This is a genomic window from Trichocoleus sp. FACHB-90 (genome assembly GCF_014695505.1).
Taxonomy (GTDB): Bacteria; Cyanobacteriota; Cyanobacteriia; order Cyanobacteriales; family FACHB-T130; genus Funiculus; species Funiculus sociatus.
In genome coordinates this window covers 31947-45944 of the sequence record NZ_JACJOK010000061.1, presented here as the reverse complement: position 1 = coordinate 45944, position 13998 = coordinate 31947, and the positions used below count along the sequence as shown (strand labels likewise).

Sequence of the window (13998 nt, the reverse complement as noted above, 5' to 3'; positions counted from 1 at the left end):
AATGTTTAAGCGCTGAATTTCTCTCAAAAATAAGCTGTACCAAAAGGTAGATTTACACTATTTGATGACGATTGGGGCAAAAATTGAAGCTTTGAAATTGCCGACGGGTAAGGTTTTTATAATCAAAAATCAAAAATGAGATTACCCTTTCTTCTTCTTTTCACTGATGGCTAATGACTGATGACTGATGACTAATAACAATGACATTTAATGCCTGACGCTATGACTGCTGTGCCTCTTCCCCGCCAGCCATCTCCCTCAACCGACAGCACCAGTAGTGGTGCCGCTAACGACACAACACCAGTTTTTGCCCTCAAAGAACTGGTGGCACGTTTGCATAAAGAACAGCGCAAGATTCAAGACTTGCTCTCGTCTTTAGGTTTTGCCCTGCGTAGCTTCAACAACTTAAATCAGTTTTTGGAGCTAATTCCACTGATGGCAACACGGGTGACAGATGCCGATGGCGGCATTCTGATCAGATTTATGCCTAACGGTCAAGTGCGCCTGGAGCGCCTACACTGCCAGGAGGGGCAAGCGTGTCAGGATATTCGCAAGACGCTACAGCTGGCAACTCGTCAGATCAGTAACTCGCTGGCAAAAGCAGCGATGGCCCAAAGTGACGACACAGGCAAGTTCGCTGCTGTGCCAATATCTGTAGACGAACAACTGAGCCGTTACCTGGGGTCAGACATTAAACTGTTTGGCACGCCCATTTTGGTGAAGAATGCCGAACGGGGACGTTTGTATGTGTTCAGTCGCGATCCGAAATACATTTGGACAGACACGCGACAGAAGTTAGTCCGGTTAGTAGCAGATCAAACCGGAGTAGCGATCGCTAACGATGAACTCACCGTCGAGTTACGCCAAAAAGAACGCTTAGATCGAGAATTAGAAATTGGTGCCGATATTCAACGACACCTGCTACCGCGTCAATGTCCTGATATCCAAGGTGTCGAATTAGCCGCAAAGTGCCAAACAGCTAGCCGAGTCGGTGGAGATTACTACGACTTCATCCCCGCCAACTACGACCAACTGCGACCGAAAAAGAAAACCGACTCCGAGATAGATACCGTCCAAGGGCTTTGTGTGCCGTGGAGCGTCGTCATTGGCGATGTCATGGGCAAAGGAGTCCCAGCGGGCTTGATCATGACCATGACGCGGGGGATGCTGCGAACTGAGGTGCTAAACAGGCACACACCAGCCAAGATTCTGCAACACTTAAATCGGGTAATGTACGCCGATCTGGAAAATTCCCATCGGTTTGTCACCCTATTTTATTCCGAGTATGACCCGCAAACCCGCATCCTGTCTTACAGCAACGCCGCGCATAATCCTCCCCTGTTGTGGCAGGCATCAACCCGTACCATCAAGCGCCTAGATACCTGGGGAATGCTGATTGGACTCGATGCCGATTCTCAGTACGAGGATGCCCAGGTACATCTGTGTCCTGGGGACACGATTATTTATTACACAGATGGGTTTACGGATGCGGCGAATCAAAATGGCGATCGCTTCGACGAAGAAAACCTGAGTCGCGCCTTCCAGTGGGCTTGTCAGCATTGCAATAGTCCCCAAGCAATTCTAGATTACCTGTTTGAGCGAGTCCAGCAGTTTATCGGTTCATCTAACCGTAACGGCGATGATATGACTCTGGTAGTGATGCAGGTCAAAACTCAGTTGTCAAGTTGAAACCTTAAAAAGTTGAAACCTTGGAACGTTACCACGCCTTCGGACTAGCCAAGTCATCCGCTTTATGTTAATAAAATCCTGAACAGATATTTAACGACACCAGCCAACATTCATTGGTTGTGAGGAAATCAGCGTGATGGAACTCTACGGAATGCAAGACATAATCAGTTGGCTACCCAACTTGACCCACGGACACGATGCTGTATCATTGTGGCTTTCGCACTCACCACTAAATTCGCCCTTCTTGGCTCAGAACATACGAGATCCAGATGTTTTGGGTCAAATACAACGTGCCTTTAACTACTTCATTAAGTCAGGGCAAGTGTGGGCGCTGTTGATTGGGCTGTTTTTAGGCTACGTGATTCGAGGAATTACAGCTTAGTCATTGGCGGCGTGAAGGTTTAAAGATGCAAGAAAGGGCGCTGATACCGCTCTAGATCGGGATGAAAAAGTAATCTTTCATACTTCATCTTTGATGCTTCATCCTTCATACTTTTTTGCAACCTGCTTCTACGGGTTGTTCTAGGGAGTGAGGAGTGAGGAGTTAAGAGTGAGGAGTTATTAATTCAAAACTCAAAAGTCAAGATGCGATACATCGCGTCTGGAACAACTCCTCACTCCTCGCCTCCTAACTTTCTTGTCTACTTTCCAAGGTAAACAACAAGCTCGTGACTCAACAAAAAACCTGGAGCCAGCGTTTTGAATCAGCGTTGCATCCCGCGATCGCTCGCTTCAACGCCAGTATCGGCTTTGACATTGAACTTATCGAATATGACATTACAGGTTCTATCGCTCACGCTAAAATGCTTGCCAAAACTGGCATCATCTCAAAAGAAGAGGGAGAGCAACTGGTCGCTGGCTTAGAGCAGATCCGCCAAGAGTACAGGCTAGGAGAGTTTAACCCAGGCATTGATGCTGAGGATATACACTTCGCTGTAGAACACCGCCTGACGCAATTGGTAGGTGATGCTGGCAAAAAGCTGCACACGGCGCGATCGCGTAATGACCAGGTAGGAACCGATACGCGCCTCTACCTGCGCGACCAAATTACCCAAATTCGTAGCCAGTTGCGCGAATTTCAGGGAGTCCTCTTCAACCTGGCCGCAGACAATGTAGAAACTCTGATTCCCGGTTATACGCACCTACAACGCGCCCAACCAGTAAGTTTAGCCCATCACCTCTTAGCTTATTTTCAGATGGTACAGCGGGACTGGGAGCGGCTAGGAGAAATCTATAAGCGAGTCAATATATCACCCTTGGGGAGTGGCGCTTTAGCGGGTACTACTTTCCCCATTGACAGGCACTATACAGCCGAACTGCTGAATTTTGATGGTGTCTATGCAAATAGCATGGATGGAGTGAGCGATCGCGATTTTGCCATTGAATTTTTGTCTGCCTCCAGCATAATCATGGTTCACCTCAGCCGACTCGCTGAGGAAATTATCCTTTGGTCATCTCAGGAATTTGGCTTTGTCACCCTACTAGACACCTGCGCCACGGGCAGCAGCATCATGCCCCAAAAGAAAAACCCCGACGTACCAGAACTGGTGCGGGGTAAAACCGGTCGTGTTTTTGGGCATCTTCAAGGAATGCTGGTGCTGATGAAGGGGCTACCCTTGGCTTACAACAAAGATTTGCAAGACGACAAAGAAGCCCTTTTTGACAGCGTGAAGACAGTTAAAGGCTGCTTGGAAGCAATGACCATTCTGTTGAGCGAGGGGCTAGAGTTTCGCACCTCCCGCCTTGCCCAAGCTGTCGCTGAGGATTTCTCCAACGCCACAGACGTTGCCGACTATTTAGCGGCGCGGGGTGTCCCCTTCCGGGAAGCTTACAACCTTGTCGGCAAAGTTGTAAAAACTTCCCTCGCCGCTGGGAAATTGCTCAAAGATTTGAGCTTAGAAGAGTGGAAAGAACTGCACCCAGCTTTTGAGTCAGACATCTATGATGCGATCGCACCTTCACAAGTCGTTGCTGCCCGCAATAGTTACGGCGGTACTGGCTTCGACCAAGTGCGACAAGCAATTCAAGCTGCCCAATCTCAGCTGAGTGGTGACTAAACAATACCCCACAGCGCCTTAGCTTTGATGCTAGACAACCAAAGACCGCACAAGCGGTCTTTGTTTTAGTCTAGGTAGGCAGGCTTAATCTGCATAGCCCTTGACTTTAGTCGTCAGGCTCTACGCAGCGAAGCTAGGACATTGCGCCCATTCCGCCGCCCATAGCGCCCATTCCACTCATAGCGCCCATTTTGTCGCTATCCTCTTCTTCATTGTTTCTCTCTCCAGGCGCTCTTTGACGCCGGAATTTAGAGAAACGACCCGTAGTTTGACGCTTACGAAACTTGCGGGCGTATGCTTGATTACGCTGCGCCTTTTCTTTCTTGGGGTTACGGCGCTTCGCCATGTTCACCTCTTTGATAAACTACTAAAACAGTGCCTTAAACGCCTATTTAAGGCAATTCATTATGTCATTTGCTTTGGTTGCGTTGCCGCTTGCTAAATAAAAACCTTGCCGCACTTACAACGAACAACCTATGATAACCTTACAACCTGCTGCGATCGCGTGTGGGTCGAGAATTTTCCTTCGGTTTGGCTTTATTCCCTCGCATCAGACGCCCCATCCCTTCGAGATAGCCGCATCTTCTTGAGGAACTTCCACCATCTCCACGAAAGCAAAACCCCGTATTTTCTCTGTCTCCCGGTCAGTAGGTACGATCAAACTTTTGACCGCATACGCAAAGACTTGTTTAAGGTCTTCTTGAGTGACCTGGTAAGAGTTCCCGACGCAAATAGTCATCCAACAAAATCCATCCGAACAGTTGACTTACAGGATTCAGCTAGAGATGCTTAAGAAACAAAAGCTTCTAAAAACATCTGATAACGTACAAAGGCAACGCGAATTAAGACAGCTTATTCCCCAACACCATTTTTTTAGTCTTGGAAGTCTCGGCATTCAAACCTGTGGAATAAATACCGAAACAGGCTAGCCAAAAGGCGGCAGGTTGCTGATTGACGTTACCGAACTTACATCCTTATCCTCTATCATAACAGTCTGCACGCAGCCAACTAAACAACGTTAATGACACTCAAACCTGGTGATATTGCTCCTGACTTTCACTTGTCGGATAGCATGGGCAACCTGATACATCTTTCAGACTTCCGAGGGCGGCGAGTCGTGCTATATTTTTATCCCCGCGATAATACTCCCGGCTGCACTAAAGAAGCTTGCGGCTTTCGAGACGCTTACTCAGACTACCAGGAACGCGATATTGTAGTTCTGGGCATCAGTACAGACGATGCTAAATCTCATACCAAATTTGCCACCAAGCTGAAGCTACCTTTTTTGTTGCTATGTGACCCAGAAGGGAAAGTTGCTACCGTTTACGGGTGCTACAAGCTCAAAAAATTCATGGGCAAAGAATTTATGGGAATTGAGCGCAGCACCTTTGTAATTAGTCCAGATGGTACGATTGAGAAGACTTATCTCAAAGTCAAACCGGAATCTCACGCAGCGGAAATTCTGGCACAGCTATAGCATCAAAAATTACCACTTAGGGGCAACTCATTTGATTAACCGGATCTATGTACTTTGAAACTTTTCAGGCTTTTTGCTTGTCCCTAACTCAATAAACAAAGCTAAGAACTTAACCAATGCGTCGGTCATGGCGATTTGTTCAAACAGTGCTGGGGATCATCTTCCGCCATCCCATCATCGGCACCACCATCATCCCGATTTTACCGGATGGTCGGATTGTGTTCATTCGGCGGCGAGACACGGGACAATGGGGTTTACCTGGGGGTATTGTCGATTGGGGTGAAGACATTGCTACAGCCGCAGGCCGAGAGTTGACTGAAGAAACCGGACTAGAGTTAGTGAAAATTCGCCGCTTAGTTGGGGTATATTCAGCACCAGACCGCGATCCCAGACTTCATTCGATTTGTGTAGCAGTTGAAGCAGAAGTTCAGGGATCGATGCAGGTTCAGGATACGCTGGAAGTTAGTGAAGTACAAGCTTTCTCTAAGGAGAGTTTGCCAGAAGGGAAACTCTCCCATGACCACGATAAGCAGTTACAGGACTACTTGAACGGCTTAACAACCCTCGCTTAACAGAATTTTAGATTTGGGATTTGGGATTTCGGATTTTAAATCTATCCCAAATCTAATATCTAAAATCTAAAATCTAAATAGGATGATACCGTTACGCAATTCTCGAATTAAACTGTCTCAAGGACAAATCTTCTGGCATGAAGTCGGTCAAGGGACGGCAATTGTGTTTTTACACGGCTCAGCTGACGATAGCAGTCAATGGCTATCGGTCATCGAGCATTTGAGTGAAGATTACCACTGCTTCGCGCCGGATTTATTGGGTTTTGGTGAGTCAGAACGCCCTAACATCCACTACTCGATTGATTTAGAGGTTGAATGCCTAGCTGATTTATTGGAGGCGTTGAGACAGCGAGAGGTTTATTTAGTTGGTCACTCGCTGGGCGGATGGATTGCGGCAAGCTTTGCGCTGAAATATTTAGAGCAGGTTCGCGGCTTGGTGCTGGTAGCGCCTTTTGGGGTGGAAGCTGAGAAATATAAGATAACTCCGCCGTTGTTAACGAAGTTGTCGAGGGCGGTATCTTGGTGTATGCGATCGCTTTCTCGTCTCACAAGTCGGCTGGGTAGGCACAAGAAAACCGGGAAAAATACCCAAAGGCAGCAACAGCCGTTACAGTCTCCCACTGCTGCTAAGTTGTTGTATCAACGCCGCCGCGCTGAAATTCAAGCAGAATTATTGAAGGAACGATTGGATTGGCTGAAAATTCCAGTTTTGGTTTTGCAAGGCGGACAAGATTCACGCGATCGCATCGCCCAAAGTCAAGCCTACGCTGATTTATCCCCACAAGCTCAACTGGAAATCATCAGCAATGCTGGACATGATTTGCCGCAAGCATTGCCAGATGTGGTAGCTCAGTATATTCGAGCTTTTGTTAGTAGTCAGTAGCTACTGACTACTGGCCGCATTCCTAAAAAAATTATATTGGGGTCAGTAATTACATGATTCCCTATTTCTGGAAATTGGGTTTGGAGGTAGGAGAGGAGAATTGCGCGATCGCCTCCAGTTAAAATAATCTTACTTTCTGGGAAATCCTGCTCCCAAGCTTGGATAAAGTCTTTTATCCCAGCCAACACGGTGTAAATCACACCACTCTGAATCGCCTGGGGTGTATTCCGAGCAAAACGGGGCGCTAATCTATCAGGTAATTCAATTTTTGGCAAGGCGGCAGTTTTTTGAGCCAGAGAATTTAGCTGCAACCTCAAACCTGGCAAAATTGCCCCACCTATCAGCCGACGATTAGCATCCGCACCCGTGAAAGTTAACGCAGTTCCAGCATCAATAACCAACACTGGCAAACCCCAAACCTCACCAGCACCCAACACAGCTAAAGCTCTATCAATTCCCAATGTGGGATAAACTCCCTCTAGGGGCAATTGATCCAACGTAATCACGCGAACATCGGTGTAAGCTTGCCAAAGTGCGGTTTGCGCTGGAACCACCGAAGCCAGATAAATTGATTGGGAATTGGGAATTGGGAATTGGGAATCGGGAATTGTCGATAGATGGTCAGTATCCCAAGCTTTCTCAAGCGTCTTTCCCGCAAACTGCGCCCAGTGCAGCCGTGAATTTCCAATCATCAAACCTAGCCAATTCTTCTCTTTGCGTCTTTGCGGTTCCACGTATTGATATTTCTTAGCTCACTCATAGGTTTTTTAATAAAACGTTACAACGCGGCTCGTGTCAAAATGAAAGAAGAAAAAATACCTATGGGTTATTTATAAGGAGGTCAGAGAATGGTATTACTCACAGACCGAACCCAAAAGCGGTTAACCATACAGACAGAAGAAATCACAGCCGATACGACAACGATACGATCGCTTGACTGGGATCGCGATCGCTTCGACATAGAATTTGGACTGCAAAACGGCACCACCTACAATTCATTCATAATTCGCGGCGAGAAAACAGCCTTAGTTGACACCTCCCACGAAAAATTCCGGCAACTGTATCTCGACACCCTGACAGGTATCATCGATCCCAAAGAAATTGATTACCTAATTATCAGCCACACAGAGCCAGATCATAGCGGATTAGTCAAAGATGTGTTGGCATTGGCACCCCAAGCAACCGTCGTCGGTTCAAAAGTCGCAATTCAATTTTTAGAAGATTTCATCCATCAGCCATTTGAACGGCGCATCGTCAAAAATGGAGACAAGCTAGACTTAGGCAACGGACACGAACTAGAATTCGTCATCGCGCCCAACTTGCACTGGCCTGACACCATATTCACATTCGACCACAAAACCCAAACCCTTTATACCTGCGATGCGTTTGGGATGCACTATTGTTCAGATAGCACCTTTGACGAAGACTTAGCAGCCATCGAAGCCGACTATCAGTTTTACTACGAATGTTTAATGGCTCCCAATGCCCGTTCGGTGCTATCTGCCCTAAAGCGGATGGGAGAACTGCCGGAAATTAGCACCATTGCCACCGGACACGGCCCATTATTACACCATAATGTTGTAGAACTGACCAGACGTTATCGCCAGTGGAGTCAAGCGCAAACCAAAGGCGAAACCACCGTAGCTGTATTTTACGTCTCCGATTACGGATATAGCGATCGCCTCTCCCAATCTCTTGCCAAAGGCATCACCAAAACTGGTGTCGCAGTCGAGATGGTAGATTTAAAATCAGCCGATCCGCAGGAAGTGCAAGAACTGGTGGGACGTTCCTCTGGCTTAGTTATTGCTACACCCCCAGCCGCATCCGCCACCGCCCAAACCGCTATTGGTACAGTTTTAGCAGCCGCCAAAGATAAACAAACTGTCGGGATTTTCGAGTCTTACGGCGGAGATGATGAACCAGTCGATCCGCTAGTGAGTAAATTTAGAGAATTGGGCTTAACAGTAGCCTTTCCCGCGATTCGGATTAAAGACACACCCAACGAACTCACCTACCAGCTGTGCGAAGAAGCGGGTACAGACTTAGGACAATTACTAACACGCGATCGCAACATCAAGCAGAAAAAATCCCTCGATAACGACCTCGAAAAAGCACTGGGACGCATTAGCGGTGGTTTATACATCATCACCGCCAAAAAAAGTGAAGTAACAGGGGCGATGCTGGCATCTTGGGTTTCTCAAGCCAGTTTCCAACCACTCGGCTTTACAATTGCCGTAGCCAAAGATCGTGCTATTGAGTCATTGATGCAAGTAGGCGATCGCTTCGTTCTCAACGTCTTAGAAGAAGGCAACTACCAGGGACTAATGAAACACTTTCTCAAGCGTTTCCCACCCGGTGCAGATCGCTTTGCGGGGATAAAAACCCAACCAGCCGAGAACGGTTCCCCAATTCTCACGGACGCATTAGCCTATATGGAATGCGAAGTTGCAAGCCGCATGGATTGTAGCGATCACTGGATAGTGTACAGCACCGTGCAATCTGGTCGAGTTTCCAAACCCGACGCACTCACAGCAGTTCACCATCGCAAAGTCGGAAATTATTATTAACGCAAAGGAACGCCAAGGTAATCGCAGAGGTTCGCAGAGGATCTCTTTGCGTACCTTTGCGTAAACCTTTGCGAACCTTTGCGTTTAACTCATAACCCATGACAACCACCAAACCCCGCGATGTTCAAGTTCTCCCGATTGGTGCAGATACAACCGTGTTGCGATCGCGCACTTGGGAAAGACTCAAGTTTGAAGTAGAATATGCCTTACAACGAGGCACAACAGCTAATTCCTATTTGATTCAAGCGGATAAAACAGCGCTTTTTGACCCGCCGGGAGAATCGTTTACAGAAATTTTTCTCTCAGCTTTGCAACAGCGAATTGATGTTAAAAAGCTGGATTATGTAATTTTGGGACACGTTAATCCCAACCGCTTAGTCACCCTGAATGCTTTACTAAAACTAGCTCCTCAGATTACGTTTGTTTGTTCAAATCCTGGGGCGAAACTTTTACGGGAATTGTTCAAAAATACCTTCAATGACACCTTGCAAGAACACGGTTTAAAAATTGCCGTGATGCGGGGGGAAGAAACCCTAGATTTAGGCAATGGTCATCACTTACAATTTATCCCCACGCCTAGCCCCCGTTGGCCTGATGAGCTTTGCACGCACGACCCGCAAACGGAAATTCTGTACACAGATAAGCTATTCGGGGCGCACATTTGCGGCGATCAAGTGTTTGACGAAGGGTGGACGGTGTTTAGCGAGGATCGACGCTACTATTTCGATTCTCTCATGGCTCCCCACGCTCGTCATGTGGAGACAGCACTGGATAAACTAAGAGATTTTCCCGCCAGACTCTATGCTACTGGTCATGGCCCTTTGGTACGCTACAGTTTGATCCCCCTGACTCAGGCATATCGACAATGGAGCGAGAAGCAAAGAGCTACTGAAACGAGCGTAGCGCTAATCTATGCTTCAGCTTATGGGAATACGGCGACAGTAGCGCAAGCGATCGCTACTGGTATCACTAAAGCTGGTGTTGCTGTCGAATCTATCAACTGCGAATTTGCCGAACCCGCTGAAATTCAAGAAGCTGTGGAAAAATCCGCCGGGTTTATCATGGGTTCTCCCACCCTCGGCGGTCATGCTCCCACCCCGATTCAAACTGCACTGGGAATTGTCCTATCCACCGCTACCAAAACTCAACTCGCTGGTGTTTTTGGTTCCTTTGGTTGGAGTGGCGAAGCAATTGATTTAATTGAAGGCAAATTAAAAGATGCTGGTTATCAATTTGGCTTCGACCCCATCCGCGTCAAATTTAAACCCACAGATGTAACGCTCAAATACTGCGAAGAAGTTGGTACAGACTTTGCTCAAGCTTTGAAAAAAGCTAAAAAAGCAAGAGTACCCAAACAGCAAACCAGTGACTCGCAAACTGCTCGAATTGAACAAGCAGTAGGGCGTTTGGTTGGTTCTGTTTGTGTCGTCACCACCAAACAAGGCGAACTCAGTGGAGCAATGTTAGCTTCATGGGTTTCCCAAGCAACCTTCAACCCACCTGGTTTAACTGTTGCTGTCGCCAAAGACCGAGCTATAGAATCGCTAATGCACTCTGGCGGAAACTTTGTGTTAAATATCTTGCCAGAAGGCAAACATCTGGGTTTAATGAAGCATTTTCTTAAACCTTTTGGCCCCGGTGAAGACAGATTTGCTGGTGTCGCCACGCAAGAATCGGAAAATGGTTGTCCTATTCTCAGCGATGCTCTCGCCTATCTGGAATGTTCCGTCAGCAACCGGATGGAATGTGGCGACCACTGGTTAATCTACTCCGTAGTAGAAAATGGCAAGCTGCTACAGCAAGAAGGCGTTACAGCAGTGCATCACCGCAAATCTGGAAGCCATTATTAAACTCGTTCTCCAGGCCTAGGCCTGGAGAACGCCAACCAAATCAAACCCGGTTAATGGTCTTAATCAAGGCAGGTATTTAATGTAACTGTTCTTGTCTATGGTGCATCTGCTGGTGTTGATTTCTTTTAAACTTAACCAGCGCCCCGCTAGGTGCAGGGCTTGAAATTAGTCAAAAACGGTATCTTAATTTAGACTAGGAAATGCCCACAAAATGCTAGTCCAAAGGCTGGAAAGCAAAGAAAATGGGCGTTTCCGTCAAAAGGTGAAGCGAAAATTCGTACAATTAATACTTACGCCAGATAATTTCATTAATTCATAGTTAGGAGATTGCCAATGCCACAGGCAGTTGGATCGATAGAAACCAAAGGTTTTCCTGCTGTACTAGCAGCGGCAGATGCAATGGTTAAAGCTGGACGAGTCACCCTAGTTGGCTATATAAGAGTCGGTAGCGCTCGCTTTACAGTCAACATTCGCGGGGATGTTTCTGAGGTTAAAACCTCTATGGAGGCTGGTATTGCGGCAATAGAGAAGGTTCATGGTGGGGCGCTGGAATCTTGGGTGATCATTCCCCGTCCCCATGAAAACGTCGAATGCGTTTTGCCCATCGCCTACACCGAAGAAGTTCAACAGTACCGAGACGCTGTTGAACAGCCGATAATCCGCAGGTAGAAAAATTGTAGGTTAGGCTTTTCCTCTTTTTTCCTCGTTCCCAGTCTCTGGCTGGGAATGCTTGTTTTTGTTAGCGAAGCGGCGCGTAAGCGCGGTGTCTCAATTTGAGAGCTTTCTTATTCATTGAGGCAAAAGAACTTCCCAATAAGCATCCCCAGTCAGAGACTGGGGACGAGAAAGTGAAAGCTACACGACGAAAAAGTGAGAGTGCAGTTTCTTTTTCGTAGTCACCCGCGGACTGAGGAGCGGATTCGTCGTCTGGTAGAATTGGCTCAACAAAGACGGCAAGCGAATGCGATCGCATCTGTATAACTTTGAATGAACGCCCACATATAAAGTATTCTTTCCCTAAATGGGGGGTCAAGGGGGAATCTAGCGCTTGTTGTATTAAGGTTTTGATCCCCCCAACCCCCCTTAAAAAGGGGGGAAAGTCTCAGTAAAATTATTCTTTCCGGGCTAGGTGATGTCTCGCGTCTCGATTATTATTCCTACTCTGAATGAGGCGAAGTGTTTGGAACGCACTTTGCGCCAGTTGAGTGTATTGGAACCGACTGCAAAGGAAGTGCTGATAGTCGATGGCGGGAGTGAAGATGAGACAGTTGCGATCGCGCAGCGCTTCAGTTCATCTACAATACGTGTCATCTCATCCGACACGCGCGGGCGTTCGGTGCAGATGAACCAAGGCGCAGCAGCCGCAACGGGGGATATTCTTTGCTTTCTACACGCAGATACCTCTGTACCAGATGATCTGGTAGCAGTAATTGAACAAACTTTAGCAGACAAAACTGTTGCTGGCGGTGGGTTTATTTCCCTGATGACAGGCGAACAAACAACACGTTGGGGAGTTTCCCTGCACAATTACCTTAAAACTTACTACGCGCCGCTAATTTTTCGACCGCATTTGTTTTTTAAAGGGTTGCGATTATTATTTGGCGATCAGGTGATGTTTTGTCGTCACACTGATTTTTTAGAATCTGGTGGGTTTGATCCTGCCATACCCATTTTAGAAGAAGCTGACTTGTGCCTAAAGCTGGTGCAACGCGGCAAAATTCGTCAAGTAAACCGAGTTGTGCAAAGTAGCGATCGCCGCGTGGCAAAATGGGGGTCGCTCAAGGCTACAGCTATATATCTTTATATCGGCTTTCTCTGGGGATTTGGTGTTTCTGGAACATACCTGAAGAAATTCTATGAGGATATTCGGTAATTTTAGGGGACTGGGGGCTGGGGACTAGGGACTGGGGGCTAGGGAGTAGCGACTGGGTAAGAGTCCGCCCAATCCCCAATCCCCAATCCCCAATCCCCAATCCCCAATTCCCAATTCCCAATCCCCAATCCCCAATCCCCAATCCCCAATCCCCAATTCCCAATCCCCAATCCCCAATCCCCAATCCCCAATCCCCTCAATTTGGCGTACAACATTGAACGATGGGTTCTTTAGCGATCGCATTTAAACCAATAGCCTTAAATAGATTTTCCCAGTCAGTGGTCAGCTTGGCATCTTGGGGATTAGCACTGCGGAGTTGGGCGAGTATATCTAACGCATCATGCCAAATGCCATTAGCAGCATAAAGCGCCGCGCGATCGCGTGGCGTACTTTGCTGTAACTCAGTTGCCATCTCAGGAGGTGCAATCCTTTGAATAAACCCGTCAACATAGACAGATTCCTCCGCATCACTAGAAATTGCCAAGAACCAATGGTACATTTTGCCAATTTCTAAAGGTGCTGCATTCGCTGGAAGACGGAATTTTACCAAACCGGGTTGGGTTTGGGAGGCGCTGAAAGTGGTTTTGTAAATTTCTTTACCCTGATGCTCTTTCCCGTGATATTCCTGTAACACAAACGTTATCGGGCGATCGCTACTTAAGGCAAAAGGAACGTAAAACCACAAAGCGGGATATTCAGCAACTGTTAATGCTACAACAGATTTCTCGTTTGAAAGTCTACCTTGGTTTCCGGCTTTTCGAGCCGCCAAAGTTTCTTCTGTGACAGGCACCAAGGCAGTCAGAGATAGGCTGTCGCCGCCACGAGTTCCCCCACCTCGCGGTCGTCCTTTGGGCGCGTCTCGCTGTCCTTCTGGTGGTACTGTGGGCGGGACGAAGCGCACTGCTGAAATTAATGATCTTACCGGAGGTTGTGCTGATGAGTGCGTAATGTAGAAGGTATTGCTGACGAAAAAAAGAGCAAATGCGCTCGTCAGTATTAGTTTTTGGCGGGGTAATTGTAAGCGATTCAT

14 protein-coding genes and 1 pseudogene are annotated in these 13998 nt (G+C 47.4%); 10 read left to right on the top strand and 5 right to left on the bottom strand.

The features are described 5' to 3' along the window. Window positions 1-222 precede the first annotated feature (222 nt). The 3 genes from H6F74_RS18055 (at window position 223) to argH (ending at window position 3746) form a co-directional block, all read left to right on the top strand. The gene (locus tag H6F74_RS18055) at window positions 223-1689 is read left to right on the top strand and encodes a PP2C family protein-serine/threonine phosphatase (protein ID WP_190443707.1); all 1467 of its coding nucleotides are present in this window, start codon (window positions 223-225) and stop codon (window positions 1687-1689) included. Between the two features lie 151 nt (window positions 1690-1840). Continuing rightward, window positions 1841-2071, top strand: a complete 231-nt coding sequence (locus tag H6F74_RS18050) for a hypothetical protein (protein WP_206756328.1) — start codon at window positions 1841-1843, stop codon at window positions 2069-2071. 286 nt (window positions 2072-2357) lie between these two features. Continuing rightward, window positions 2358-3746: an argininosuccinate lyase gene (gene argH, locus H6F74_RS18045; RefSeq protein WP_190443563.1), complete on the top strand. Its 1389-nt coding sequence runs from the start codon at window positions 2358-2360 to the stop codon at window positions 3744-3746. Between the two features lie 133 nt (window positions 3747-3879). Here argH and H6F74_RS18040 read toward each other — a convergent pair whose 3' ends face one another. Together H6F74_RS18040 and H6F74_RS18035 are read right to left on the bottom strand one after the other, a co-directional pair. Then, window positions 3880-4092, bottom strand: a complete 213-nt coding sequence (locus tag H6F74_RS18040) for a hypothetical protein (RefSeq protein WP_190426596.1) — start codon at window positions 4090-4092, stop codon at window positions 3880-3882. A 139-nt stretch (window positions 4093-4231) separates the two neighbouring features. Next, window positions 4232-4485 (bottom strand): annotated as a pseudogene (locus H6F74_RS18035) (RNA-binding protein). A gap of 282 nt (window positions 4486-4767) precedes the next feature. On the opposite strand from H6F74_RS18035, the gene bcp reads away from it, so the two are divergent. From bcp to H6F74_RS18020, 3 genes are all read left to right on the top strand, one after another. Further along, the gene (bcp, locus tag H6F74_RS18030; protein WP_190443561.1) at window positions 4768-5223 is read left to right on the top strand and encodes a thioredoxin-dependent thiol peroxidase; all 456 of its coding nucleotides are present in this window, start codon (window positions 4768-4770) and stop codon (window positions 5221-5223) included. Between the two features lie 116 nt (window positions 5224-5339). Continuing rightward, window positions 5340-5795, top strand: a complete 456-nt coding sequence (locus H6F74_RS18025; RefSeq protein WP_190443559.1) for an NUDIX hydrolase — start codon at window positions 5340-5342, stop codon at window positions 5793-5795. A gap of 82 nt (window positions 5796-5877) precedes the next feature. Beyond that, window positions 5878-6678 carry an alpha/beta hydrolase gene (locus tag H6F74_RS18020; protein WP_190443557.1) on the top strand — a complete coding sequence of 267 codons (801 nt, stop codon included), beginning with the start codon at window positions 5878-5880 and terminating at the stop codon, window positions 6676-6678. Here H6F74_RS18020 and H6F74_RS18015 read toward each other — a convergent pair. Beyond that, entirely contained in the window at window positions 6672-7412 is a 741-nt protein-coding gene (locus tag H6F74_RS18015) for a pantothenate kinase (protein ID WP_190443555.1), read from the bottom strand. The genes H6F74_RS18020 and H6F74_RS18015 overlap by 7 nt on opposite strands. Window positions 7413-7526: 114 nt before the next feature. On the opposite strand from H6F74_RS18015, the gene H6F74_RS18010 reads away from it, so the two are divergent. From H6F74_RS18010 to H6F74_RS17995, 4 genes are all read left to right on the top strand, one after another. Next, entirely contained in the window at window positions 7527-9245 is a 1719-nt protein-coding gene (locus H6F74_RS18010; protein ID WP_190443553.1) for a diflavin flavoprotein, read from the top strand. Between the two features lie 98 nt (window positions 9246-9343). Next, entirely contained in the window at window positions 9344-11095 is a 1752-nt protein-coding gene (locus H6F74_RS18005) for a diflavin flavoprotein (RefSeq protein ID WP_190443551.1), read from the top strand. Window positions 11096-11428: 333 nt separating this feature from the next. After that, complete coding sequence (locus H6F74_RS18000; RefSeq protein WP_190443549.1) at window positions 11429-11764, top strand: carbon dioxide-concentrating mechanism protein CcmK; 336 nt, start codon at window positions 11429-11431, stop codon at window positions 11762-11764. 463 nt (window positions 11765-12227) lie between these two features. Next, window positions 12228-12968: a TIGR04283 family arsenosugar biosynthesis glycosyltransferase gene (locus H6F74_RS17995; RefSeq protein ID WP_190443547.1), complete on the top strand. Its 741-nt coding sequence runs from the start codon at window positions 12228-12230 to the stop codon at window positions 12966-12968. 24 nt (window positions 12969-12992) lie between these two features. Here the strand turns inward: H6F74_RS17995 and H6F74_RS17990 are convergent, their stop codons facing one another. Together H6F74_RS17990 and H6F74_RS17985 are read right to left on the bottom strand one after the other, a co-directional pair. Beyond that, entirely contained in the window at window positions 12993-13211 is a 219-nt protein-coding gene (locus tag H6F74_RS17990; RefSeq protein ID WP_190443545.1) for a hypothetical protein, read from the bottom strand. Then, window positions 13165-13998, bottom strand: coding sequence for a DUF928 domain-containing protein (locus H6F74_RS17985; RefSeq protein ID WP_190443543.1), 834 nt, complete (start codon window positions 13996-13998; stop codon window positions 13165-13167). Before H6F74_RS17985 ends, H6F74_RS17990 begins: the two co-directional genes overlap by 47 nt.

Excerpts from the sequence above, each read along its gene's own strand:
- H6F74_RS18000 (WP_190443549.1), top strand. The coding sequence starts at position 11,429 with ATGCCACAGGCAGTTGGATCGATAGAAACCAAAGGTTTTCCTGCTGTA.
- H6F74_RS17990 (WP_190443545.1), bottom strand. The coding sequence starts at position 13,211 with ATGCGATCGCTAAAGAACCCATCGTTCAATGTTGTACGCCAAATTGAG.
- H6F74_RS18010 (WP_190443553.1), top strand. The coding sequence starts at position 7,527 with ATGGTATTACTCACAGACCGAACCCAAAAGCGGTTAACCATACAGACA.
- bcp (WP_190443561.1), top strand. The coding sequence starts at position 4,768 with ATGACACTCAAACCTGGTGATATTGCTCCTGACTTTCACTTGTCGGAT.
- H6F74_RS18005 (WP_190443551.1), top strand. The coding sequence starts at position 9,344 with ATGACAACCACCAAACCCCGCGATGTTCAAGTTCTCCCGATTGGTGCA.
- H6F74_RS18055 (WP_190443707.1), top strand. The coding sequence starts at position 223 with ATGACTGCTGTGCCTCTTCCCCGCCAGCCATCTCCCTCAACCGACAGC.
- H6F74_RS18025 (WP_190443559.1), top strand. The coding sequence starts at position 5,340 with ATGCGTCGGTCATGGCGATTTGTTCAAACAGTGCTGGGGATCATCTTC.
- H6F74_RS18020 (WP_190443557.1), top strand. The coding sequence starts at position 5,878 with ATGATACCGTTACGCAATTCTCGAATTAAACTGTCTCAAGGACAAATC.
- H6F74_RS17985 (WP_190443543.1), bottom strand. The coding sequence starts at position 13,998 with ATGAATCGCTTACAATTACCCCGCCAAAAACTAATACTGACGAGCGCA.
- H6F74_RS18050 (WP_206756328.1), top strand. The coding sequence starts at position 1,841 with ATGCAAGACATAATCAGTTGGCTACCCAACTTGACCCACGGACACGAT.
- H6F74_RS17995 (WP_190443547.1), top strand. The coding sequence starts at position 12,228 with ATGTCTCGCGTCTCGATTATTATTCCTACTCTGAATGAGGCGAAGTGT.
- H6F74_RS18040 (WP_190426596.1), bottom strand. The coding sequence starts at position 4,092 with ATGGCGAAGCGCCGTAACCCCAAGAAAGAAAAGGCGCAGCGTAATCAA.